At 58.3% G+C, this 21921-nt stretch carries 18 protein-coding genes and 1 pseudogene; 5 read left to right on the plus strand and 14 right to left on the minus strand.

Annotated features, from left to right (window positions below; genetic code table 11):
• Positions 1-72: 72 nt before the first annotated feature.
• Positions 73-990: an OmpA/MotB family protein gene (locus M9Q49_RS03640; protein ID WP_254507292.1), complete on the plus strand. Its 918-nt coding sequence runs from the start codon at positions 73-75 to the stop codon at positions 988-990.
• A gap of 695 nt (positions 991-1685) precedes the next feature.
• On the opposite strand, the gene M9Q49_RS03645 is transcribed toward M9Q49_RS03640, so the two are convergent.
• From M9Q49_RS03645 to M9Q49_RS03655, 3 genes are all read right to left on the minus strand, one after another.
• Positions 1686-3074, minus strand: coding sequence for an ABC transporter permease (locus M9Q49_RS03645; RefSeq protein WP_254507293.1), 1389 nt, complete (start codon positions 3072-3074; stop codon positions 1686-1688).
• Positions 3075-3174: 100 nt separating this feature from the next.
• Entirely contained in the window at positions 3175-3942 is a 768-nt protein-coding gene (locus M9Q49_RS03650; protein WP_254507294.1) for an ABC transporter ATP-binding protein, read from the minus strand.
• On the minus strand, positions 3939-5765 hold the full coding sequence (locus tag M9Q49_RS03655; RefSeq protein WP_254507295.1) for an HlyD family efflux transporter periplasmic adaptor subunit: 1827 nt from the start codon (positions 5763-5765) through the stop codon (positions 3939-3941). The genes M9Q49_RS03650 and M9Q49_RS03655 overlap by 4 nt, the downstream gene beginning before the upstream one ends.
• 392 nt (positions 5766-6157) lie before the next feature.
• Between M9Q49_RS03655 and M9Q49_RS03660 the strand changes: the two genes are divergently transcribed.
• On the plus strand, positions 6158-7270 hold the full coding sequence (locus tag M9Q49_RS03660) for a DUF2330 domain-containing protein (protein ID WP_254507296.1): 1113 nt from the start codon (positions 6158-6160) through the stop codon (positions 7268-7270).
• A gap of 12 nt (positions 7271-7282) precedes the next feature.
• Here M9Q49_RS03660 and M9Q49_RS03665 read toward each other — a convergent pair whose 3' ends face one another.
• From M9Q49_RS03665 to M9Q49_RS03675, 3 genes are all read right to left on the minus strand, one after another.
• Positions 7283-8407: an SHD1 domain-containing protein gene (locus M9Q49_RS03665; protein ID WP_254507297.1), complete on the minus strand. Its 1125-nt coding sequence runs from the start codon at positions 8405-8407 to the stop codon at positions 7283-7285.
• Positions 8408-8519: 112 nt separating this feature from the next.
• The gene (locus M9Q49_RS03670; RefSeq protein WP_254507298.1) at positions 8520-9734 is read right to left on the minus strand and encodes an argininosuccinate synthase; all 1215 of its coding nucleotides are present in this window, start codon (positions 9732-9734) and stop codon (positions 8520-8522) included.
• 89 nt (positions 9735-9823) lie between these two features.
• Positions 9824-10321 carry a hypothetical protein gene (locus tag M9Q49_RS03675; RefSeq protein ID WP_254507299.1) on the minus strand — a complete coding sequence of 166 codons (498 nt, stop codon included), beginning with the start codon at positions 10319-10321 and terminating at the stop codon, positions 9824-9826.
• A gap of 101 nt (positions 10322-10422) precedes the next feature.
• Between M9Q49_RS03675 and larB the strand changes: the two genes are divergently transcribed.
• Positions 10423-11235, plus strand: a complete 813-nt coding sequence (larB, locus tag M9Q49_RS03680; RefSeq protein ID WP_254507300.1) for a nickel pincer cofactor biosynthesis protein LarB — start codon at positions 10423-10425, stop codon at positions 11233-11235.
• A 29-nt stretch (positions 11236-11264) separates the two neighbouring features.
• Positions 11265-11483, plus strand: a complete 219-nt coding sequence (locus M9Q49_RS03685; RefSeq protein WP_254507301.1) for a hypothetical protein — start codon at positions 11265-11267, stop codon at positions 11481-11483.
• Positions 11484-11563: 80 nt separating this feature from the next.
• Here the strand turns inward: M9Q49_RS03685 and otnI are convergent, their stop codons facing one another.
• From otnI to M9Q49_RS03700, 3 genes are all read right to left on the minus strand, one after another.
• Positions 11564-12337 carry a 2-oxo-tetronate isomerase gene (gene otnI / locus M9Q49_RS03690; protein WP_254507302.1) on the minus strand — a complete coding sequence of 258 codons (774 nt, stop codon included), beginning with the start codon at positions 12335-12337 and terminating at the stop codon, positions 11564-11566.
• Positions 12338-12418: 81 nt separating this feature from the next.
• Positions 12419-13117, minus strand: coding sequence for an HAD family hydrolase (locus M9Q49_RS03695; RefSeq protein WP_254507303.1), 699 nt, complete (start codon positions 13115-13117; stop codon positions 12419-12421).
• Positions 13114-14289 (minus strand): zinc-binding metallopeptidase family protein, encoded by a 1176-nt coding sequence (locus M9Q49_RS03700; RefSeq protein ID WP_254507304.1) that lies wholly within the window; start codon positions 14287-14289, stop codon positions 13114-13116. Before M9Q49_RS03700 ends, M9Q49_RS03695 begins: the two co-directional genes overlap by 4 nt.
• Positions 14290-14682: 393 nt before the next feature.
• Between M9Q49_RS03700 and M9Q49_RS03705 the strand changes: the two genes are divergently transcribed.
• The gene (locus tag M9Q49_RS03705; RefSeq protein ID WP_254507305.1) at positions 14683-15150 is read left to right on the plus strand and encodes a hypothetical protein; all 468 of its coding nucleotides are present in this window, start codon (positions 14683-14685) and stop codon (positions 15148-15150) included.
• Between the two features lie 39 nt (positions 15151-15189).
• Here the strand turns inward: M9Q49_RS03705 and mutS are convergent.
• The 5 genes and pseudogenes from mutS to M9Q49_RS03730 form a co-directional block, all read right to left on the minus strand.
• Positions 15190-17794, minus strand: a pseudogene (gene mutS, locus M9Q49_RS03710) (DNA mismatch repair protein MutS).
• 102 nt (positions 17795-17896) lie between these two features.
• The gene (locus tag M9Q49_RS03715; protein WP_254507306.1) at positions 17897-19822 is read right to left on the minus strand and encodes a tetratricopeptide repeat protein; all 1926 of its coding nucleotides are present in this window, start codon (positions 19820-19822) and stop codon (positions 17897-17899) included.
• Between the two features lie 64 nt (positions 19823-19886).
• Positions 19887-20858 (minus strand): amidohydrolase family protein, encoded by a 972-nt coding sequence (locus M9Q49_RS03720; protein WP_254507307.1) that lies wholly within the window; start codon positions 20856-20858, stop codon positions 19887-19889.
• Positions 20859-20870: 12 nt separating this feature from the next.
• Entirely contained in the window at positions 20871-21356 is a 486-nt protein-coding gene (locus M9Q49_RS03725; protein ID WP_254507308.1) for a hypothetical protein, read from the minus strand.
• Between the two features lie 15 nt (positions 21357-21371).
• Complete coding sequence (locus M9Q49_RS03730; RefSeq protein ID WP_254507309.1) at positions 21372-21884, minus strand: DUF4240 domain-containing protein; 513 nt, start codon at positions 21882-21884, stop codon at positions 21372-21374.
• Positions 21885-21921 lie beyond the last annotated feature (37 nt).

The raw sequence follows: 21921 nt of genomic DNA on the forward strand, positions 1-21921 counted from the left end.
CCTTGCTGGCGGATAGAGCAATCGCTACGATCCCGCCCGCTGACCGAACCCCTCGGTTTATTTAGATCACACATGCAACTTCGCTTCACTCAGCCGCGACGTCTCGCTGCCGCACTCTTTCTGTGCGGATCGGCTGCGTGCGCGCTGACGGGTTGCAAACAGGGCGCCTTCTCGGCGGCTCCTACCGCGCCAGGAGCGCAAGGCATTGCCGCGACTCCCAATCAGCAGATGGTTGCCCAGCAGCAGGCATCGCAGCAGCTGGAGGCGATGAAAAACGTCTGGACTCAGCAACAGCAAACGCTGACTTCGACGGTGCAAGATCTGACCAAGCGGACCTCGCAACTCGATCTGAACAACAGCAATCTGACTCGCGAACTGGCTCAAGCCCAGCAACAGCAGCAGAAGTATCTCGAGCAGATCGATCTGCTGAAGAAGCAACTCGGAGATACGGCCGGCATGCTGAAGAATGAACAGCTGGCCAGCCAGGATGCTTCGAAAAAGCTGCAAGCCCTGCAAGCCTCGACGACTTTCCGTGGCGGCGCGAGCATCACGGCGAACAACAGCGTGAAGCAGTCGCTGCAAACGATCACCCTCCCCGGCCTGGAAGTGAAGCAGGACGGCGAAATGGTGCGGATCGAAATCCCCGCCGACAAACTGTTCACGCCCGGCAGCGCGCAGCTGACGCCCGAAGCCAGCCGCATCATGGACGAAGTCGCTTCCGCGATCGCTCGTTCCTACCCACGGCAACGCGTGATCGTCGAAGGTCACGCCGACAACACGCCCGGCACGGCGGTTAATGCGCACCTGCTGACGAACGCCCAGGCCCAACTCGTCTATCAGCACTTCGTGACGAAGAACAATCTCCCGTCACGGCAACTCTCGATTCTCGCCATGGGCGAAAATCATCCGCTCGCTTCCAACGCGACGCCGCAAGGCCAGTCCAAGAACCGCCGCATCGAAGTGGTGGTCTATCCGGATACGATTGACTGAGGAAGGGACGGGAGATCAGGCGCGAGAGTCGAGATTAGTACAATCGCCTCGAACTAAGCGGTTTCTGCATCCGCGACGGTACAAACCTTCCCGCAGAGGCATTTGGCTGATGCGAAGAATGATCCGTAGCTGTCAGCCCACTGAACTTTCGTCAGTTCCAGGCCGTCTTCGGAATCATATATCGCCGAAGCGATGACAGCGAACCGCTGTCCGCCGCAGTCGCACACGACCGGCTGTAATACGGTCCGATTTTGAGCTACATATTCGGCGGGGAGGTACGAGCGTTCGTTGCAGACGACCGCGTTGTAGCCGTGAAGGCCATCATCGAAGAGCACAAACTCGAATCCGCAACTGTCACAATGCGCATCGCAGCGTTGTGTGCCGCCATAGGGAGTTCCAGAGATCCAGCCAGACGATCGCTTGCTGCCTGTGCGAAGCGCAAAGCTATCTGTCTGGCCGCAGCGACAGCGAATCAAACCTCTCCATTCCGTCGATCCGGGTTCGTCAGTTCGAGACAACCAATCGGCCCCGGCGGAAATCCAAACTTGCCGCAAGTCCGCGGTTAGTTCCGCTAAAAGCCCCCACAACTGCGGAGGACCATCATCACCAGGGCGATTGTTGGTTGGCATGGAACACATTTGCGCGGCTTATCCCGTATTGCCCTCGTCCCTCGCCTCCCGTCCCTCGCCCCTCTCCTACTCATGCCGTAGCGCTTCGATCGGATCCATCTTCGCCGCGCGGATCGCGGGGTAGATGCCGAAGACCACGCCTACCAGCACCGAGATGCCGAAGGCCAGTGGCAGTGAGAGCAGCACGATCTGTGGCTGCAGACGTTGCACCACTTCTGGTACGTCCGCCATCACGCTGGGGGCGTAGGCCAGGAGTAGATCGCGCGTCCCGGTAATCACGATCGGACAGAGCAAGCCGACCAGAATGCCGGTGATGCCGCCGACGACCGAGAGGGACGTTGTTTCGACCAGAAACTGCGTAACGATGTGCGCCTGCGTGGCACCGAGGGCTCGGCGGATGCCGATCTCGCGCGTTCGTTCGGTGACTGTCGCGAGCATGATGTTCATGATGCCGATGCCGCCGACGAGGAGCGAGATCGCCGCGATCAGGCCCATGAAGAGCATGAACATGAGTCGCGTGACGCGGGCTTGCTCGAGCAGCTCTTCCGGCACGATCACCGCCACATCGCGGCGGATTGGCGCTGCGTTTTCCTCTTCGGTGACGATTTTCTTCAGGCCGTTTTTGGCGGCTCGCGAATCATCCTTCACGTGCAGAATTGAACGGACCAGGTCGGCTGTCTCCGGCACATTCTCCACTGAGTCGATGCGCAGCGTGATTTGATTGAGTTCGACGATTTCCGTCGTCATCGAGCTGCCGCGCCGAGTCGTCACGAAATCTCCTACCCGCTGCCGGAGCGTCGAGATCGGCACGTAAATGTCGGCGCCAAAATCCTGAGCGTCGAGCGAACCGCCGATTGCCGCTGTCGGTGTGCGATACTTGAGCACGCCCACCACCTGGTAGTAGTCCTTGCTCTCGGCAAAATAGACGCGCCGGCCGATCGGATCCTCGTAGGGAAACAATTCCTCGGCCATCGTCGAGGCCAGCACGCACAGATTGGCGGTATTGTTCAGATCGGCTTCGGTCAGCAAGCGGCCGCGCTCAAGTTCGAGCCGTGTCACATCGAAATATTCTGGCGTGCAGCCCACCAGGCGGCCGTCGACGTCGCGGCCGTTGAAACTCGCCGTGCGCCGAACCTCGCGAATCGGCAGCGCCGATTTCAGCGTCGGGATCGTCATTTGCAGCTTATCGAATTCGTCCCGTTTCAAACCGTATGGCACGGGCCCCGAAAACCCCGCCGTCGCTTCGGCGGGCGGTTTCACGCTACGGACGATGATGTTGTCGGCGCCGAGACCTTCGATCTGCCGCTGCGCTTCCTGACTGATTCCTTCACCAATCGCGAGGAGCCAAATGACGCTCACCACGCCGATGAAAATGCCCAGCACGGTCAACAGCGACCGCATCGGATGCAGCAGCAGGCTCTTGAGACCGAGTTGGAAAGTGCGAAGGAAAAACATGGCTTCATCTGTAGCTGAATCCGCCAGAATTCAGAGGGAGTCGCGATTGATCGTCGATTTCTGAATTCTGGCGAATTCAGCTACTTGGTTCATTTTGAGTTCAATGACTCACTACCGTGGCCGCATTGGCATCGACTCCGCCGACCGCAACGGGCGCGGTGCGCGGCCGAGCGAGGACCCGGTTAGTGTTTTGCTTATCGACTTGCACGACTCCGTCTTTCAGCCGGATGATCCGTTTCGCGTGCTGCGACACATCGTCTTCGTGGGTCACGAGGATGATCGTCTTGCCGGCATCGTTTAGTTGTTGAAAGAGAAACAGGATCTCTTCTGTCGTCACGCTGTCGAGGTTACCGGTCGCTTCGTCGGCGAGGATGAAGTACGGATCGTTCACCAGGCTGCGAGCAATCGCCACACGCTGCTGTTGACCACCCGATAATTGCGACGGCCGATGGCCGAGGCGTTCGCCGAGGCCCACCATATCGGCGAGTTCGCGACAACGCTTACGCGAGGCTGCGTTCACTCGGCCTTGGTAGTACAACGGCACTTCGATGTTTTCGACGACCGTCAGCTGTTGAATCAGGTTGTACGACTGAAAGACGAAGCCGATGCGCGAAGCCCGCGTGTGCGACAATTGGTTGTCGTTCATCTTGGCGACATCGTCTTCGCCGAGGAAAAAGTTGCCTGCCGAAGGCTTGTCGAGGCAGCCGAGCAAGTTGAGCAGGGTACTCTTGCCTGAGCCCGAAGGGCCCATGATCGCGACGTAATCCCCTTCGGGAACGTCGAACGTCACACCTCGCAAGGCTCGTACGGTTTCGCTTTTCAGGACATAGTCTTTGCGAACGTCGATCAGCCTCGCCGCATAACTCACTGGCCGCCTCCCGTGCCCGAGATGCCGCCTTGCTTCGATTGAGCTTTAATCGCCGCAACTCGCGCTGCCATCACGGGCAACAACTCATCGCGATCGAGAAAGCCATCGCCATTCTTGTCGGCGCCGGCCAGGAAGGGACGCATCCGCTCACTCACATTTTCGACTTCGCCCGCAGAGAGCTTGCCGTCTTTGTCTTGGTCCGATTCAAGAGTCCGTTCGAGCATGCTGGCGACAGTTGGTGCACCACCACCGAACCCACCAGGGCCTTTCTTCTTGGACTCTCCATCGCCGCCGGGGCCTTTCGCATTCACTGGCGCCGCGGCAATTGCGACAACTTTGACCGGCGAAGCATCGGGCAGATTTGGCAAGTCGAGTGCTGCTTCGCGGCGGGGATTCAGGACCACCGTATCGCTTACGGCCAGCCCCTTTTCGATCACGGCGACTTTGTCGTTCGTGGAACCGACCGTCACTTCGCGAGTCTCGAGCTTCTCACCGTTCTGCACGAGCACAAAGAAATGGCCTTTGTGATCGACCAGCGCCTGCACGGGAACTTGGAGTGCATCGGGCCGGCGTTCAATGTGAATGCGGGCTTCGGCGTTCATGCCGGTGCGAAGGGCAGGGGGTGGACTCAAAATCTTGATGTATGCAGCGTATTTCTTCACGCTGCCGCTCGACCAACTGCTGGGCTCGGCGTATTGATTGACTTTGATGACTTCGCCCTGCATCAATTCATCCTTGAGCGCGTCGACGCGGATCGTCACCGGCAGGCCGGGCCGCACCTTGGTCACGCGGGCTTCATTGATGAGCGCTTTGACCTGCATGTTGTGCGGATCGGGCAACCGGATAATGGGCTGCTGTTCACGCACCATCGAGCCGGCTTCGACGACGAACTCTGCGCTGCTGCCGCTGCGGCCGCCGGAGTTATATTTGTTGGCATAAACCACTTGGCCAGGCTGCGTGGCTTTAATCACGCACTTTGCGATCTGTTCTTCAATGTCTTTGAGCTTATCTCGTTCCAACTGATTGCTGCTCTCTTCGGCTCGCACCTTGGCATCGGCAGTCGCAATGTCGCTGTCGAACTGCTTGAGCATCTTCTCGCGGGTGTATTTGCGGAGAACTTCGACCTTGGTCTGAGCCCCGTCGAGCTGATTGCGGGCGTTATCGACGCCGTACTTGGCCCCTTCGAGTTGCAGTGGGCTGAGGATGCCTTTGCCGGCCAAGCGCTGAGCCGAGTCGAACGATAGTTGCGCGCTTCGCAAGTTCTGCTCGGCGACAAAGACCTCACCGAGGTACAGTTTCTCTTCCTGCTTGAACGTCCCTTCGAGATACTCTTTGCGCGAGATCAGGGCCGCGTCGAGCGTGTTCTTGGCTTGCACAACCAGAGCTTCGCTGGTGTTGACAACAATCTTTTGCTGCAGCCGTTCTTGTTCCAGCGCGCTTGAATCGAGGCGAACGAGCAGGTCACCTTCCTTGACTTGTGCCCCTTCGGGCATCACTTCGAGAATGGTGATGCCGCCGCCGTTGCGGCCTTTCACTTCGCAGCGGATTTCGATGTTGCTGCTGCTCTCGATTTCGCCCTGCTCGAGCACGACCGATTCGTAGGCCCCTTGCGAGACCTGCTTGACCATCGGGCCGGGGCCTTTGTCCTCTTTGCCGCGGAACATCGTCCAGTACACCGCGCCACCCACGCCCACGCCGATAACGACCAAGGCGAGGATCGTTACGATGGCATTGCCACGGCGGGAACGGCGGACGAGCAGGTCGCGCGTGCGACACTTCGCCGGAGCCAAAACGAAACCAACTGCTGGGAGAGTCATTTTCATACGTGGGCCCTCATCCGAGGTTGTTTGGGGCCAATCTGGCGGCTGCAATGGCGGGAATCTAACCAGGCGTCCCAGTCAAAACCGGCGGTCAAAACGCCCACAAGGCAGGTCCCCTGATAGACCATCGAGTCTTCAGAGGATCCATCTGTATCGATTCTATACCGCCTCGCAACCGCTGTCACTCAGTTTTCGCGCCCAAATCCAGTCCAATCCTGCGTTTACGTGCGCGAGCCCGCAGCGGTTGCCGGCGACGATACTTCCTATTAAACCTGTTCGAACAGCATTTGTTTCGCATGCTGTCGATGATGTCACACCACCGCCCGGGAATAATCCGCGGCCGCCGTGGCTCCCAGATCTAATCCTCCTCCGGCCCTCTCTTCAGGAGCCCTCAGATGTCTCCGTTTTCTTTCCGGCGGTACTCGGCCGCCTGTTTGTTCCTGCTCGCCATGATCTATCCCGCCTGGGCCTGCTGCCCAGCGCCGCGCTACGGCAACTGGGCGGTCAACGCCGACCAGACCGTCATCATGCTCTGGGATCCTGTCGCCAAGATGCAGCACTTCATTCGCAAGGCGTCGTTCCAAGCCGATGACAAGGATTTTGGCTTTATCATTCCCAGTCCTGCCCAACCCGAGCTGGCTGAGTCGGGCAACGCGGCCTTCGACGTGCTGAAGAATGCCACCAAGCCAGCCGAGATTCATCAGCCGCGCAATCAGGGCGGTGGAGGTTGCGGCTGCAGCAGTGACATGGCAAACGTCAAATTTGCCGCCAAGGCCACTGGCGAAGCTCGCGTGCTCGAGGAAAAGCTCGTCGCCGGTTTCAACGCCACCGTCCTCGAAGCCGACGACGCCGAAGCGCTCACCGCTTGGCTCAAGGACCACGACTACGCTTACTCACCTGCCGTGGCTGAATGGGCCAAGCCTTATATCGAAAAAGGTTGGAAGTTCACTGCGCTCAAGGTCGCTCCCGAAAAACCTGCAGAAGGCGCGCCGCCAGAATCGGCAGCTCTGAAGACCGTGAACGCCAGCGCCTTGCGCTTGTCGTTTGCCACCGACAAGCCTCTATTTCCCTACCGCGAACCCGACTACGAAAAAGTCGCCGGCGCAAACGCGGATCAAAAACAACAATTGACGGCAGCGCAGCGTCTCTTGCGGATCTACTTCATTTCGAATGCCCGCTACCAGGGCGACCTCACCTTCGAACAGCCTTGGACAGGCAAAGTCGCTTGGTCGGGCAAAGTGGAATCAGCCCTCCGCACGCAGTTGCTCGCGGAATTGAATCTGCCGGAAACAACCGGCCCGGCCGAGTTTCATCTCACCGAATTCGAAGACGCCTGGCCGTACAAAGTTGCACCGGCCGATGTCTACTTCGCAGAGGCGAAAACGCAGGACGATGTTCGTCGTCCGCCCGTTTATGTGAGCTACGAGCGCGGCGGCGATCTTTCGCTGGCCCTGCTCATTGCCGCGGCGTGTGGATTACTCGTGATTCGCCGCAAAAGTGGTGCATAACGCGAGCAGTGACTAGTTCGGATACTTCGCCCGCACCATCGCGCGATCGGCTGCCGAAAGCTTATCGAGCGGCATGGTCACGATCTTTCCATCAGGCCGTTGCAGCCTGACCTGCCCATTTTCGAGCGCGATGAATGTCGCTTCGAGTTTGTGCGCGCCCGTTGAATCCACCCATGTCCGCATGGTCTTCAAAGGATCTGCCGTGGCGGATACCGGTGGAGGAGTTGGCCTCGGCGGTTCCATGACCGGCGGAGGATTGAACGTCGGCGGCGAAATGGGAGGCGGCGTGAAGCTTGGTGGCGTGCGAGTCTCGGATCCAGCCGACAGGACTGCATCGGGCGACAACTCGGGGAAGAGCTTGACGTAAGCCTGGTCTTCGTCCGAAAGCGAGGACAGCGGAAATGAGTTCGACACATGATTTCCGCCTCCGCCACTCATCAAGCGGACGCCGCGGCCGAAGTTTCCATAGAGATATCCGCGAAAGATGACGTTACCTGACCGATCGCGCCAATTTCGAGTCACGGTGTCTTGCGCAGGAACAGCACTGTTGAAGGGAGCCCTGAAATCTCCGCCTGGCTCGGCTGATCTCGGCGTGCTCGATTGCGCGACGGAGTTATTTCGATATTTGGGGTCAGTGACCGACATCCGCCGCAAACGATCGACACCCACGAACTCATCATCTGAGTCGGAATAGTTGTCGTAATGCACCTTGGCCTGGGTATCCGTCTTACTGATCACCGTAGCTGGATACCACGCGCCACCCCAAAGCACATGCACGCGCGCGTTGACATTCACTGCCGAGAGACTCGTAAACGACGTGCCCGGCTTCTTCGAAAACTCGCTGGGCGAACTACTGCTGCGCGGCGGCGATGGAATGGTGGCCGGAGGCATCGGCGGCCAGGCTGGCGGTTGCTGCTGGCGGGCCAGGTCTTCGCGCTGCATTTGTGCCGCCCGCTCGACGAGCGCACGGCGGTTCATTTCGTTCGAGTATCGCGAAAATAACGCCCCATAACCCATCGCGAGATAGCCGACCACGACAACCACGAGCTCTACCAGGCTCAGCGCGCAGACGCCCATCGTGACCAAAACCACGGTTCCACTAGAACCACCGGCAGCGGGTTGAGGAGCGTAACTCATGGCTCCCATCTTATTCGGATTTGGCGTGAAACGTCAATTTTTCTGCGAACGCGGCGAGAGAACACTTATCTGAATTCCCCCGCCTCTCGTCTCTCGCCTCCCGCCCCCGAATTTAGTACGTTCGCGGCGTCGTTCGGCCCTGTACCCGTCCCGGCAGACCTTGAATGCGCAAGAACCCTTCTGCATCGGTTTGGTTGTACGAGCCGCCACCTTCCATCGTGGCGATACCTTCGTCGTACAGATTGTTCGGGCTGCTGCGTCCCGCAACTTGGATGTTCCCCTTGTAGAGGTTGAGCGTCACTTCGCCAGTCACGTGCTTTTGGGCGTCCTTGATGAAGGCGAGGAGCGCGTCCATCTTGGCGTGATACCAAAAGCCGTAGTACACCATTTCGGCGACCTGCGGGGCGAGCGAATCGCGGAGGTGCATCAGGTCGCGGTCCATCGTGAGTTGTTCGATCACGCGATGGCCCGTGTAGAGAATCGTCATGCCAGGAGCTTCGTACACGCCGCGGCTCTTCATACCGACGAAGCGGTTTTCGACCATGTCGATCTGACCGATGCCGTTGCGGCCGCCGATTTCGTTTAGCGTCTTCACGACTTGCAGCGGGCTGAGCGTCTTGCCGTTCACGCTGGTCGGCACACCCTTGTCGAAGGTGATTTTCACTTGCTCGACTTTGTCCGGCGCTTTTTGAGGCGTGATGCTCATGCCGAACTCGACGGTCTCGACGCCGTTGACGTTCAGGTCTTCGAGCTTGCCCGCTTCGTAGCTGATGTGCAGACAGTTCTCATCGCTGCTGTAAGGCTTGCTGACGCTGGCCTTCACCGGAATGTTGTGCTTCTCACAGTACGCGATCATTTCGGTCCGGCCGGGGAACGCTTTGCGGAACTTCTCGATCCGCCAAGGGGCGATGATCTTCACTGCGGGATTGAGGGCTTCGGCTGCGAGTTGGAAACGGCACTGATCGTTCCCCTTGCCCGTTGCGCCGTGAGCATAGGCGTCGGCGCCGACTTCGCGGGCCACTTCGAGGCACACTTTGCTGATGAGCGGCCGAGCGATCGACGTGCCGAGCAGATACCAACCTTCGTATTTGGCTTGCCATTGCAGCACCGGAAACGCGAAGTCGCGGCAGAGTTCTTCCTGCACGTCGACGATGCGGCTGCTCTTCGCGCCGCAATCGAGGGCCTTCTTTTTGGTGGCCGCGCGGTCTTCGCAGGGCTGGCCAAGATCGACGTACACGGCATGCACGTCGTAGCCTTCTTCCATCAGCCAACCGAGAATGACCGAAGTATCGAGACCGCCGGAATAAGCCAACACGCAACTAGGCATGACGAGCAACTCACATCAAGATTGGATTCAGGGAAGCCACGTATTTTCGTCACTCCGCGTACCCCTGACAAGGCCGTCATTGGCGTTAATCAGTCCTCCAACTTCAGCTGCACCCCGATCGGCAGTTCGGTTTTCCGCTCGCTCCGGGATGCGTAGTAAATGAGGAACGGCGGCCAAAACACTTGCTTGAAGCGAAAAGTGCCAAAGTTGCCGTAGCTCGCGAACTCGGACAGCTTCACCTTCAATCGCTTGGCCCGCTCATATACCTTGCCGTACTCCCAACTCTCGAGCGCAGGATGGATGATCGCTGGGGGCGGCATTTCAAAAGCCTTCTTCGGCATTCTCACGGCACCATTACGAGTGATCCGCGCAATCCCCTTGGCGGCAAGTAACCCAGCCGCCCAGAGCACTTGCAGACTATGTTCGTCGTCGTCGCTCAGGTGAAGATCATGCACAAACAGGCCGTTGCCCATCGAATACAAATTCGAACTGACTTCCTCTATCGCAAAGGGGAATTTACTCAGGGGAGTGCTGCGTTTGAGCCGGCGGAGCTTCCGCCAAACCTCTTCGACAGACTTCGCTTTCATGATCCTACCTTGCATCGTTTCTAATCGTAGCGGCGCAGCACGACCGCTAATCTTCATTACCCATCGAATCGCAAGCAAGGCCGAGATAAACTCGCTGTTCTATGAACCAAGACGAACTAAAACTGATGACGGCCCGGCTGCTGGCGGGGGAACTGGCTCACGAAGACTTCCTGGCCGGCATGTCGGCTGCACTCGAAGCTGCCGCCAATCCTCCGGCAGTGACACTCGATTTCGACCGCCAGCGCCGTTGCGGGTTTCCCGAGGTGGTCTACGGCGAGGGCAAATCGGCCACGACCATCGCAGCCATCATCGACAAGCTGCTGGCGAGTGGGGTTCGCGCCTACGCCACGCGGATTTCGCCAGAGAAGGGAGAATTTCTGCTGAAGCATCTCTCCTCGCGAAATGACACCGCGCGCTACAACGAACTGGCTCAGGTTTTTCGGGCCGATCCGCCTTCGCTGAAAGCAGCCGAACCGAAAGGCAAAGTGGCAATCATCACGGCGGGCACTAGCGACTTGCCGGTCGCCGAGGAAGCTCGCGAAACGGTCGAATGGATGGGCGTCGGCTGCGTGATGATCCACGACGTCGGCGTCGCCGGTCCCCATCGCCTGCCACTGCGGCTGCCAGAGTTCATCGACAGCGACGCGGTCGTCTGCGTGGCCGGAATGGAAGCTGCGCTGCCGAGCATCGTCGGCGGCTATGTTCCCTGCCCGGTCATCGGCGTCCCCACCAGCGTCGGCTATGGCGCCAACTTCGGCGGGGTTGCGGCGCTGCTTTCGATGCTCAACAGCTGCGCGGCGAACGTGACGGTGGTGAATATCAACGCGGGATTTAAGGGTGGTTACCTGGCCGGATTGATTGCGAGCAGGGCAGGGGAGAAGCTTGCTGCTCGAGAAGCTGGTGACGATAATTGAGTTGGAAACATTCATTTAGCGAGCACTTTATGTCCACCGATTTTGCTTCCAGCTCTCTACCAGTCGACGTGAAGACCGCCGCTCACCAACTTATCGATTCGCTCCCTGCTGACGCGAATTGGGATGACGTGATCTATCACGCTTACGTGCGAAAGTGCATCGAAGCCGGGCTCGCTGACGCTGATGTTGGTCGCGGAAGAGACGTGAATGATGTGAGAAAAGAATTCGGGCTCGGCCCATGCGAGTAATCTGGACTCCCGCTGCTAAACGCCAATTGGCGGAAATTCACAATGTTGCCGCCAATCTAGCTTCGGCAATGATGGCGATTTCACCGCCAGCCCTTCAGCCAACCCAGTCCATCCTCTGTACGCCCTTTCGGTCGGTACTCACAGCCAACCCAGCCGTCGTATTTCAGTTCGTCGAGCAGCTTGAATAAATACTCGTAGCGAATCTCACCGACGTCGGGTTCGTGGCGTCCCGGCACTCCGGCGATCTGTACGTGGCCGATGCCCGCTTGGTATTTGCGAAAGTTCATCGCCAAATCGCCGTCGACGATTTGAGTGTGATAGACGTCGAAGAGGACTTTCAAGTTTTGCAGGCCCAGTTGCTCGCGAATTGCGTGGGCTTCGTGCTGCGAGTTGAGAAAGAAGCCAGGGATGTCGCGCGGGTTGATCGGTTCGATGAGCAACGTCAAGCCGCGCTCGGCGAGCAACTTGGAGGCGACTTCCAGATTGCGCAGATAGACATCGAGATGACGGCTGCGCTCGGCGTCGGCAGGCAAAATTCCAGCGAGCACATGCATCCGCGGCGTGCCGAGAACCAGTGCGTACTCCATGGCCAACTGCACGCTGTCGCGAAACTCGGCTTCACGCCCGGGAAGCGACGCCAAGCCCCGCTCGCCAGCGGCAAAGTCACCCGGCGGCATGTTGAAGAGGACGCATTCCAGCGCCTGATCATCCAGCCAACGCTTGATGTCTTGCGGCGCGTGATCGTAACCGAACTGAAACTCGACGGCTTGGAATCCCGCGCGGGCCGCGGCTGCGAACCGCTGAGGGAACGGCACCTCGGTGAACATCAGACTCAAGTTGGCAGCAAATCGCATATCGGCAACGCAGGCAGGTGATCGCAGAATGAATAGCAGATCCAGATTCTACTGCACCCGCAGCCAGCAAAGTGATGAGCCTCACTCGCTAACGAGAACCTGCCACATTTGCTCCGCGTCACGATAGTCCGCAAACACCGCTAAGGCTCCGGCATCGACAAGTCGCTGGCGTTTCGCATCGTCACGAGCGATGCCGATGAAACGATAGCCGAGCTGCCGCGCAGCGCGAGCGTCCCAAATGCCGTCGCCGATGTAGGTGCAGCGCGTGAAATGCGGGACACCGAACTGGCTTTTCGCTCGCGCGAGCGCCGACTGCATGATCGCCTCCCGGCTATGACCATCGTCGGCGAAAGCAGCGGGAATCTCTCGGCAATCGAGTTTCGCACTTGCCAGCTTCAATCGCGCCGAGCGCTCCCAACCGCCACTCGCTAGAGCCACGCGATAGCCAGGCTCTGCGGCCAGTTTCGCCATAAACTCTGCAGCCCCAGCGATCATTCGAAGCGGCGCAGCTTCCGCTGACCTACCAATCAGCTCGACAAAGCAATTCCGCACCGCAGCGATTTCTTCTGTTCGCGGCGGCCGCTGCAGTCGAGTTTGAAACAAGTGCGCGAGAATTCCTTCGTCGGTGCAATGCGGGTATTGCGACCAATCGCCATCGACGTCGGTGAAGCCCAAAACTTCGGCGAGCGCCTGCAGATAGCTGGCGTCATCGACAGTATTTGATTCCGTGAGCGTGCCGTCGATATCGAACATCACCAGTTGCACCGCGTCGCAACTCACTTGATGTCATCGATCAGCGATGTTCCGTGGCGATATTCCTTCACCACCATTTGAATGAAGTGCATCTTTTTCAGAACCGGCCGCGACATCACGAAGGGATAAAAGTCGTGCTGTCCCATGCTGCGGGCGAGTTCGTTGAGCACCGTTGTCAGTTGAATCCAGGAGTTGACTAGCTTGACGACACGATCGGCATCGGGCGCATTCGGGTCGTACAAATCTTCGACCGTAAACGGCTCGACTTCGGCTTCGACATCTTCGCCGCGCAAGCCAAAGCCCAGCGCCGTGTCGAGGCTGTCGACGACGTGCAGATAGTGAGCCCAGGTTTCGGCCCAATCTTCCCAAGGGTGTACCGAAGCGTAAGAGCTGATGTGCTGATCGCGCCAATCCGGCGGCGGCCCCTGATCGTAGTTCTTGCGAAGAGCGGCGGCGTAGTCGGCACGCTCATCGCCAAAGAGTTTGCGGAATTTATCGAGCCAAGGCGTGTCCCAAATCAGCCGATCCCAATAGTAATGTCCGACTTCGTGGCGAAAATGGCCGAGCAAGGTGCGATAGGGCTCGCGCATTTCGTGGCGGGCTTTTTCGCGGATCGAATCGTTGGCTTCTTCGACATTGAGCGTGATCAGGCCGCTGGCGTGGCCTGTCAACACCCGCGGTCCTTTTTCGGGCGAGCGGAGAAAATCAAACATCAAGCCGTTCGTGGTGTCCTCACTCACCTTCGACTGCACCGGCAGGCCCAGGCTGAGAAGCTGGGCCACGAGCCGCCGCTTGGCATTTTCGATTAGCCGCCAGTAACGGGCATTGTCGGCATTGTTCAGGTCGGGAATGGTGTTGTTCAACCGGCACGAACGACAGAGCGGCTCTTCTTCGAGCGCGGGGACCAGCCAATTGCAACCAGCGGGCGAATCGAAATTGCCACACCGCTTCCAGAGCGGCTTGTCTTCTTTTTGGCCGAAAGCTTTGAACGTCCGAGCCGTAGGGCCTGGCTCCAGCGGAATGATCTTCAACTCTTCCGGATCGAATCCGAGCGGCGTCTTGCAGGCGAGACAAATGCTGTTGCGAAAGAAAACCGGCCGCCCACATTGGCAGCGATACGCCTGCCCGCGGCCTGAAGGCTCCTGAGTTCGCCAGGCATCCGCCAGTCGTTTGCTGATCGATTCAAAAATACTGAGCATGGAGTTTTGTTGAAAGTGAATTGGTCGGAGAGGCAGCGAGGTAAAGATCATTGGAATCCGCCCCAGACACAGCGCACGGAAGTTGGCTGAGAAACTTCGCGTGGGCGTGGTTGCAAGTCGCGTACCTTGCCGAATTCCTTTTCGGCGAGACCGTTTTCTTGCAGGGGTTCGTGGCCGGCTCGTTTCTTGGGGAGGTTGTTGCGCCGCCACGATGAACGATCGGCTTCCAGTTACCGCAGCCAGTATCGGGTGCTGCGGAAAATTGGTCAATGATTCGCCGCCGCAGACAGGAGTCGGCTCTAAGAAAATGAGGTGAACCTCGCTGACGGCGTGTATGATCAGCCGAGCCTCGCGGCGCGTTTCGACGAATCATCCCCTCCCTGGTGAAGTCCGATGTTACCTGCCAATCTACTCGCCGAGCACGGCTTTAGCGGCTTGGATGGGCTCTACGCCATGGTGGTCATGGTCGTCCTGTTTGTGATCTTGCTGATTGCCGGAATCGCTGTTTTCTCGCTGGTTGGAACCTGGTGGTTGGCCCGAATGAATGCTGGCGGTTACGACAGCAAGCTCACCAGCTCGCGCCTGCGCCGCGTCGCTCTCGCCTTGGCCATTTTCAGCCAGGCCCTGGGGGCTTTCGGCGTCATCTCGCTGCTGTCGACCAAGTACGAACCGGGCGGCATTGCCAACTTGGTGCTGCCAATCCGCGATCCCGAGGAAAAAAACATCGAGGTCGCGACCAATGACGCCATCTCGACTGCCAGCGGTGCAGCCGAACTGTTCTTCGCGGTGGTTCTGCTGGCCTGTGCGGCCTTCGCCTTTTCTCGATCGCTGCGAGATCGGATCGAAAATCACAGGAGGTAAGCCGCACGTGCTGGAGACGCGAGCGCAGGCTCCGTTCAGCTACCGCGGCTTGACCTTGCCCGGCGCAATTTCCGCCTGCCATTCGCTGAGCAGTTTAAGCGCTGCCATCGGCGAGAGCTCGTTGGTATCGAGCTGGCGGATCTTTTCGATCAGCGGGTGTTCTTCGGGCGCGAAAAGCGTCAGCTGCAAATCGCCTTTGCGTTTGGTTTTTGGTTTGACGAGCTTCGATTGACCGTTGCTGCCGACGTGATCTTGCTCGAGCTGCGCGAGAATCTGCTTGGCTCGTTCGTTCACACTCCGCGGCACACCGGCCAGGCGGGCGACGTGAATGCCGTAGCTCTTGTCGGCGGCGCCAGGAAGGATCTTGTGTAGGAAGATGACCTGCTCTTCCCATTCTTTCACGGCGACGTTGAGGTTCCGCACACCCGCCATCGTGCCGGCGAGGTCGGTCAGCTCGTGGTAGTGCGTGGCGAAGAATGTGCGACAACCGACCGTATCGTGCAGGTGTTCGACGATCGCCCAGGCCAGCGAAATGCCGTCGTACGTGCTCGTGCCGCGACCGATTTCGTCGAGCACGACCAGACTGCGCGTTGTCGCCGTGTTCAAGATGCGGGCCGTCTCGGTCATCTCAACCATGAACGTGCTCTGCCCGCGCGATAGCTCATCACTGGCCCCGACCCGTGCGAAAACGCGATCGGCGATCCCAATCGTCGCCATCTTCGCGGGCACGAAGCTGCCGATCTGAGCCATCACTGTTAGGAGTGCGACCTGGCGAATGTACGTGCTCTTACCGGCCATGTTCGGGCCGGTGATGAGCAGCACAAAACCGTCGTCGCCACCGCAGTGAGCATCGTTGGGAACGAACGAGCCTTGCGTTTCGATCACATCGAGCACCGGATGCCGACCATCGACGATTCGCAGCTCCGGTTCATTCGTCATCGCCGGCCGACAGTAATTTCGCTGACAGGCGAGTTGTGCGAGCGAGGTGAGCACATCGAGTTGCGCGAGGGCTGCCGCTGTCGCTTGCAGCCGCCGCGTCATCGCCTGCACTGCATCGCGGAGCTTCAGAAAAATCTCGTACTCGAGTTCCTTGGCTTTGTCGTCGGCGCTCAGGACCTGCTCTTCGTATTCCTTCAGCTCGGGCGTGACGTAGCGTTCGCTATTGGTCGTCGTTTGTTTGCGATGATAATTGGGCGGCGTTTTGTCTTTGTGGCTGTTGGTGATCTCGATGTAGTAGCCGAAAACTTTGTTGAAGGCGACCTTGAGATTTGGAATGCCGGTGCGGGCCGCTTCGTCGGCCTGGTACTTGGCGATCCATTGCTTGCCGCCGGCGGCCAGGTCGCGGAGCTTGTCGAGATTGCTGTGATAACCACCGCGAATGATCCCGCCGTCGCGCGGTTGCAACGGGCAATCGTCGACAAGGGCCGATTCGAGCTGTGCACGAATCTCAGGGCAGAGATCAATGGCTTGTTCGAGTTCACCGAGCAGCTTTGCCGTTCGCGCGGTTAGTTTTGCTTTCAGCTTCGGCAGCGCGGCGAGCGTTCTACCGACAAACGACAGGTCTCGCGGGCTGGCGCGACCCGTGGCGACACGCGCGAGCAATCGCTGCAAATCGTACACGCCGCGGAGTTGCTCTCGGAGTTCATCGCGCAGTGCGGAGTCTTTTGCCAGTTCCGCGACGGCATTGAGGCGGCCTTCGATTTGCTCGAGATCGGTGAGCGGACTCGCCAGCCAATCGGCGAGCAAACGGCCACCCATGGGCGTGCAGGTTTTATCGATCGCGGCGAGGAGTGAACCAGCGCGGGAACCAGTTCGCAGCGTGCGCGTCAGTTCCAAGCTGCGGCGAGTCGCTTCGTCGATCTCGAGCGACTGACCGCTGCGGTAAGGGAGCAGACGATCGATGTGCTGCAGATTGGTCTTCTGCGTTTCCTGGAGATAGTCGAGCACCGCGCCGGCCGCTCGCAGGGCAGGGGTGTCTTCGTCGGTGAACCCAAAGCCATCGAGGCTGAATGTTTGAAAATGCCGCGCGAGCGAATTCACGCCCGTGTCGTGTGCAAACGCCCAGGTTGGGCGCTTGGTCAGGATGCTTTTGGCCGGCAGATGCAACTTGAACTCCGCATCGTCGGCGAGCAGGCACTCGACCGGACCAATCCGTGCGATCTCATCATTCAAGCGAGCCAGCGGCACCACGGCGGCGAAGAATCGGCCCGTCGACAGATCGCACCAGGCAACACCGGCCGCGTCACTATCACCCACGGGCAGCGCGATAATTGCTCTCCAGCGGATCGAGCAGCGCATCGTCGGTGAGCGTGCCCGAACTGACGACGCGAGTGATTTCGCGCTTGACGATTCCCTTGGCTTGCTTGGGATCCTCAACCTGTTCGCAGACCGCGGCTCGCAGGCCGGTGGCGATTAACTTGGCGAGATAACTCTCGAGCTGATGGTACGGAAAGCCCGCCATCGGAATCGGGTTCTCGCCCTTGTCGCGACTGGTGAGCGTGAGCCCCAGAATCCGCGATGCCGTCTTCGCATCCTCGAAAAACAGCTCGTAAAAATCTCCCATCCGAAACAACAACAGCGCATCGCCGCACGCCTGCTTGGCGTCGTGATATTGCTGCATCATGGGAGTGGGGGCGGCGGCCATCGGCGGATTTTACGCGAGTGGAAAAAATCCGCGAGGGGAGGGTGGAGGGAATGCAGAAGGAAGAAGGCGGAATGCAGGAGTGGAGACGAACGGTTGGGCAGTTTATTCGGTCACTTGATCGAGCACCGGCGTGTTGTTGGATCGTTGTTTGACCACGTAGTTCACAGCCTTCGTCACCGGCTTCGTAGGATCGCTATTGTCGGTGATCAACTGGCCATCGGCGGTGAACTCTTCTTTTTTGTCGCCGCGGGTTCGCGTCCAGCCGACGAGCTTGTCCCCTTCGTAGTGATATTCGTCTTTCCAGCTCTTCGGAATATCGAAGGCCGGATCGACGTAGTTTCCTTTCTCATTCGCGCCAGTGTAAGTCACGCTCTTGATGCGGCCCTGGTCATCGTATTCGCGGGCTTCGTTGTCGAGCGTGTTCACACAGAAGAACGCTGGCGGCGAATAGTGTTCGCCGTTGAAGGCAAACAAGCCGATATCAATGCGGTTCGATTCCATCTTCGAATCGGGCGCGATCGGCGCACGGGGTTGCCAGGTGAGGGTAATTTCGGCAGTCACGCCGGCCGGCGAAGGTTTGATTTCAATCTTGCTGGCGTCGCCGCGGAGAACCTTCCAGTGATAGGTGAGCGGCTTGCCGTTGAACTCCATTCCTTTTGCTGAGAGCGTGTAAGTTCGCTTTTGCTGCGTGCTCCGCCAGATGCGTGCGGCGACGAACGGCGTATCGAAGAGATTTTCGCGTTCGCCGCTGTCGAAGTAGTCTACGCCTAGCTTCGGCTTGTCTTCCTTGTCAACTTTGAGCAACGCGAGCGGCGGCAGCGACTTAGGGGTGAACGAATGGGCCAGTTCGATCATTCGCATGACGTCGAGATTCGCGCTGTCGAACACCGTAGGATGCGCCACGCCACTCAAGTAATCTTCGTCGGTCTTCACCGGTTTGTTCGAACGGCGAAAGACGTACTGCACAGCCGGCATGAGCATCTTTTTCTCGACAAGCTTGGCCTTCACCTCCGGATGAAACGCTGCGAGCGTGCAAGCAATGGCATCCATGAACGCCCGATCGCTGCCAGAGGAACCTTGACTGGTGATGACGTACGGCAGGTTGGCAGCGTAGACATCGCCATAACCGTCACCTTCGCCGTTGTGGCCGGGGTCGTGATCGCGATGCTCGGGATAGAAGTAGAGGTGATTGTTGACGTACTGCGCGAGTAGCGACTCGATGCCGCCAGGCCGTGTGTAGGCGATGCGCGGGTTGCTCCGCCAGCCTGGGCCAGCGGTTTGGGCCGTTGACGAATTACCGATGACGCAGGTCATTCCTGAGGCGTGAAACAAGTTGGTTAGCTGCACGCCATAGCCAGTTTCCTTGCTCACGGATTCGTCGTATTCGATCCGTGTCATTTGTAAGAAACTGCCGTAATCCATATTGGAATGGTCGCGGTCGCAGTTGTCGTAGATGTCACCCAAGTTTCCGGCTGCAGTGCCTTCGTCGATCCACTGATTCAAAAGTTTGCCGACTTCACCGTGCGCCTTCACACGCAGATCGGCGGAGTTCCAAGCACTGATCACAGGACCACCGAGCAAGACACGCACCTGATTGAGCTGAGGATCGTAGATTGCACTCCCGCTTTTCACTTTCACAACGCCATCTACAAAGTCGCCTGGGCTGATTCTGAAATGCATTGGATTCGCAACGAGTTTACTAGCCGTTTCTACGAGTTTGGCAAACTTCGGATCGTCACGCAGGCTTGCCAGGTCTTCGTCTTGCTGCATGTGCGCCACGTTGCCGAAGCCCGCCAGGATCGCTTTCTCGAGATTTGCGAGGGCATCTTGCTTCTTTCCCTGCAACGCTTGAAAACAAGCGAGGTTGTAAGACGTCAACGGAAAGAACGGCGCGATCTGCTGGGCTCGCGCGGTGATTGCTTCCCCTTCGGCATATTTCTTCTGCTGGCCTGCCTGGGCTCCTGCGGCCATCAGGTTGCCGGCCGCGATCACTCGCTGTGGTTTTTGAAAGACGGAAATCTCGTCCACAGGTTCTTGCGCCAATACCTGACAGCAAAAAACGAAAGAAATAACAGCGGTAATGATCTTCATTTTATCTCTTGCGCCAAATTCCGTAGGCGGACTTGCAGTTTGTCGAAAAGAACCGTTCTTGATCTTTGGCCGGGCGATTCGCCAGGTATTGTCGCACAATATCCAGCACGGTTTCGTAGGAAGCTGCTCGAGTGCTGACCGGCCAATTGCTACCGTACAACAGTCGGTCCGATCCCCAGATCGACCACAAGGCATCGAGAACTGGGCGATAAAAATCCACATTGCGCGGAGCATCGCCCTCGCGTTTGCCGGTCGACTCGACGAGCGCGGAGACCTTGCAGTAAACGTTGGGGTACTCCGCCGCGGCCTTCATCCCTTCCAGCCATTTCGCCGGTGGCGGGCCGCCGTCGATCTTCAGATTGCCGCAGTGGTTGATGCAAAAGCGAGGGCGATTCATCGGCCGCAGAGCTTTGTTCAGCGCGGCAACTTCGCCGGGCGTTTCGGGGCCGCCGTTGACCTCCACGATGCGATCGGCCTGATGAACCGCGAACATGTGATTCAAAAATTGGCCGTCGGAAATTCCTTCGACCACGGCCCCAGTATTGATCCGGAATCCGCAAAAGAGTTGGCTTTGACAGAAGCGTTTTAAGTCGTTCGCAAAACGATCCGTCCCAGGCTTCAGGTTGCCGATGACGCCGAGGATGCTTTTGTTTTCCTGGGCAAGATCAAGCAGCCACTGATTATCTTCGACCCACGGACTCGCTTCGACGACGATGGTGCCCAGCACACCGAGCGGCTGCGTGAGCTTTTCAAACTCCGCCGGCAGCACGGGGCGATAGAGAACCTTGTCGTCCTTCCCCGGCCACGGCACTCCTTCTTTCCGCTCGGGATCGTAGAAGTGCGTATGCGTGTCGACGATCGAGAGGTCCTTTGCCGGATCTGCATGGACTTCATTAGCGAACGACAAAGCAGCCACGGCTGCTGTTGATTGCAGCAAGATGCGTCGCGAGAGAGGGCAGGGGAAAGGAGACATGGCTTGGGGCTTTCACGGATCTTTTTCAGCCTCGAATTTACGCACGGAAGCGATCACCCGAAGCGCGGTTTGCGTGTTCACTTTGTCTACGATTTCATCCTTCAGGAATTCTGCCATCGTGACTTCTTTTTCGAGCGGGAGCGCGACGCTCGTAGTAAAACTGGTCTCGTCAGTGGGCGAGTTAACTGCTGGCGGATCAAGTGGTGGGGCGGGCTGTGAATGAAAATAGCGAATCTTGAGATAAAAATCACCTTTTTCATTCCGTCGCAATTCGCCGGAAATCTTTTGCGTCTCGGTCGCCGCCTTATCGTGATAGAAGAACGGAGTATCGAGCCGAGCCAGAATTTCGAAGCGATGGGTTCGCTTTTCGATCGGCTTATCCGTTTTGGGGCTGTCGATGGAGACGACGGTATCGAGGCGGAGCAAGAAATCTTCGGCGTGGGCTGTTAAGGAACAAAGACAACAAGCCAATCCAGCCAGCCAAGCAAATTGATTCACAGCGAGTCTCCTTTCTCACTCTTCCAAGTAGATCGCCGCGAGCTTCGGCAAACGGGCATGCACTTCTTCGGTGTTATCGTAGTCCCAATTTTCGCCCTTCGGCCGTTTGGGCCACTTTAACTTGGAGCGAGGAATCTCTTTGCCGACTGCCTCTTCATAGAGTCGTGGTGCAAGATAACCGAGTTCTTCCAACTCGTACTCATCGTTATCGGGGTCTGCCAGACGCGACAATGAATCGGGCTGGGCGACCGCGGCTTCGAACTTTTTCTGCCCGCGAGAAATCAGCCAGAGACAAAAATAATGAAACCCGTCGTCCGAGCAGCCGCCGTTGAGCAGATAGGCGGCCCCCCACAAATCGACCGTGTAGGCCTCGACCATCCGCTCGTCGAGCAGCGTCTGAAAGGATACGAGATCTTCCGGCGAGCACTTGGCGAGTTTTTCTTCAATCGCCTGCAGCTTCTCATCCGGATCGTCTTGGGCTTCTCTGCCGCCGGCAGCGATAATTTTCCAGAACTTGGAGAGGTCCACGATTACTCCCTGTAGTCTTTGTGTTCGTCGCGTTCTT

Source organism: Anatilimnocola floriformis (genome assembly GCF_024256385.1).
In the GTDB taxonomy this organism is placed as follows: Bacteria; Planctomycetota; Planctomycetia; order Pirellulales; family Pirellulaceae; genus Anatilimnocola; species Anatilimnocola floriformis.

What these genes read in the sequence shown, in the direction of transcription:
- M9Q49_RS03640 (WP_254507292.1), top strand. Translation starts at nt 73, where the DNA reads ATGCAACTTCGCTTCACTCAGCCGCGACGTCTCGCTGCCGCACTCTTT.
- M9Q49_RS03645 (WP_254507293.1), bottom strand. Translation starts at nt 3,074, where the DNA reads ATGTTTTTCCTTCGCACTTTCCAACTCGGTCTCAAGAGCCTGCTGCTG.
- M9Q49_RS03655 (WP_254507295.1), bottom strand. Translation starts at nt 5,765, where the DNA reads ATGAAAATGACTCTCCCAGCAGTTGGTTTCGTTTTGGCTCCGGCGAAG.
- M9Q49_RS03660 (WP_254507296.1), top strand. Translation starts at nt 6,158, where the DNA reads ATGTCTCCGTTTTCTTTCCGGCGGTACTCGGCCGCCTGTTTGTTCCTG.
- M9Q49_RS03665 (WP_254507297.1), bottom strand. Translation starts at nt 8,407, where the DNA reads ATGAGTTACGCTCCTCAACCCGCTGCCGGTGGTTCTAGTGGAACCGTG.
- M9Q49_RS03670 (WP_254507298.1), bottom strand. Translation starts at nt 9,734, where the DNA reads ATGCCTAGTTGCGTGTTGGCTTATTCCGGCGGTCTCGATACTTCGGTC.
- M9Q49_RS03675 (WP_254507299.1), bottom strand. Translation starts at nt 10,321, where the DNA reads ATGAAAGCGAAGTCTGTCGAAGAGGTTTGGCGGAAGCTCCGCCGGCTC.
- larB (WP_254507300.1), top strand. Translation starts at nt 10,423, where the DNA reads ATGAACCAAGACGAACTAAAACTGATGACGGCCCGGCTGCTGGCGGGG.
- M9Q49_RS03685 (WP_254507301.1), top strand. Translation starts at nt 11,265, where the DNA reads ATGTCCACCGATTTTGCTTCCAGCTCTCTACCAGTCGACGTGAAGACC.
- otnI (WP_254507302.1), bottom strand. Translation starts at nt 12,337, where the DNA reads ATGCGATTTGCTGCCAACTTGAGTCTGATGTTCACCGAGGTGCCGTTC.
- M9Q49_RS03700 (WP_254507304.1), bottom strand. Translation starts at nt 14,289, where the DNA reads ATGCTCAGTATTTTTGAATCGATCAGCAAACGACTGGCGGATGCCTGG.
- M9Q49_RS03705 (WP_254507305.1), top strand. Translation starts at nt 14,683, where the DNA reads ATGTTACCTGCCAATCTACTCGCCGAGCACGGCTTTAGCGGCTTGGAT.
- M9Q49_RS03720 (WP_254507307.1), bottom strand. Translation starts at nt 20,858, where the DNA reads ATGTCTCCTTTCCCCTGCCCTCTCTCGCGACGCATCTTGCTGCAATCA.